The sequence below is a fragment of the Nocardia ninae NBRC 108245 genome (assembly GCF_007990755.1).
Classification (GTDB): Bacteria; Actinomycetota; Actinomycetes; order Mycobacteriales; family Mycobacteriaceae; genus Nocardia; species Nocardia ninae.
Genome location: NZ_BJXA01000188.1, coordinates 1 through 1,335, shown reverse-complemented (window position 1 = coordinate 1,335; position 1,335 = coordinate 1). Strand labels below are relative to the sequence as shown.

Below are 1,335 nucleotides of genomic sequence, written 5' to 3'. Positions count from 1 at the left end.
AACCTATCCGCCAAGGGACGGAGATGACGACGTCGCGCGGACACGCGAAAGCGGCGGGGGAGCACCGTCCACACCGCCGTCATCCGTCCGCATTCAGTCCGCAGTAGGCCCAACCTCAGCCAACCCCGCCAACGTTCCAAACCACCGTTTTCGCAGGTCGACTCACGCTGCCAACATCAACCAACGATGCCGTGACCTGCAAGTTTTCCTGTGATCGAACTGCAAAGCCGTTTACGCGGGTTCAATTCCCGCCGCTCGCTCAAAGGTCAGAGGGTGTTTTATGGAGGTCGGAGCCTGAATCTGCGTCATGCGGTCCGCAATTCGTCCGCAGCAGCTCGGGCACCGGCCTCCATGCCTGCCGCTACGACATCCAGGTCGTCTGGGAACAGGTGGCCGTACAGATCGAGCGTGAGCATCGCGGTCTTGTGGCCGAGCATCCGCTGAACAACCTTGATGTTCGCCCCGGCGCTGATCGCCAGTGACGCGGCTGTATGGCGAAGTCCGTGCGGGATAAGCCCCTTGAGACCGGCCATCTTCGCTGCCTCGTTGAACACCCGGCGAAATTCGTTGTACTCCAGGATGCCGCCGTCCTTCTCGCTCGGAAAGAGGTACGCGCTCAATTCGCGCCCCTCCATGAGCTTTTCGAGATCCTTCGCCAGAGTCTCGGGGATTGGCACCGTCCGTGCGGTGTGGTTCTTCGTGTCCGTCACCACCGTCCCTTGCCCCGTCACCGGAGTTGCCGAACGAGACACACGAATACGGCGGCTGGTCGTGTCCACATCCATCACGCGCAACGCGGACGCCTCACCGATGCGGATACCGGTGTAGGCCAGCGTGAACACCAGTGGGCGTAACCGGCCAGCGGCCAGGCCCAACCGCATGACCTCCAAGTGAGTGAGGTAGGGCCGCTCACCCGCCAGTGTCGAGGGAAGCTCGACGTCGACGGCAGGATTGCTCACGAGCCGCTTGGTCTTCACCGCGAACCGCAGTACTTGACCGAGCACCTGATACGACTGGATGACGCGCGAGGCCGACAGGCCCTGCCCCTTGAACCGAGTGCTTCCCGACTCCGACAGCAGCACGACCCATTCCTGTACATCTTCGAAGTCGATGTCGCGCAACGGAACCGAACCCCATCGCTTCAGTACGACGGTATCGAGCAAGGATCGGTAGCCAGCCACTGTCTTGGGCTTGCGGAATTTCTTTGTCGCAAACCACTTTTCAGCGACTACCGAGAACAGGACGCCACTACGGTCCGGGTCGACCCACGTTCCGGTCACGACCTTGGTTGTGACGTCGCTGTCGATCCAGCGCTGTGCCTCGATCTTGGTGTCG

General features: G+C 61.6%; 1 protein-coding gene. It reads right to left on the bottom strand.

Annotated elements, in window-relative coordinates; translation table 11 throughout:
• Positions 1-305: 305 nt before the first annotated feature.
• A partial coding sequence (locus tag NN4_RS44600) for a tyrosine-type recombinase/integrase (protein WP_246181454.1) occupies positions 306-1,335 on the bottom strand: 1,030 nt, incomplete at its 5' end.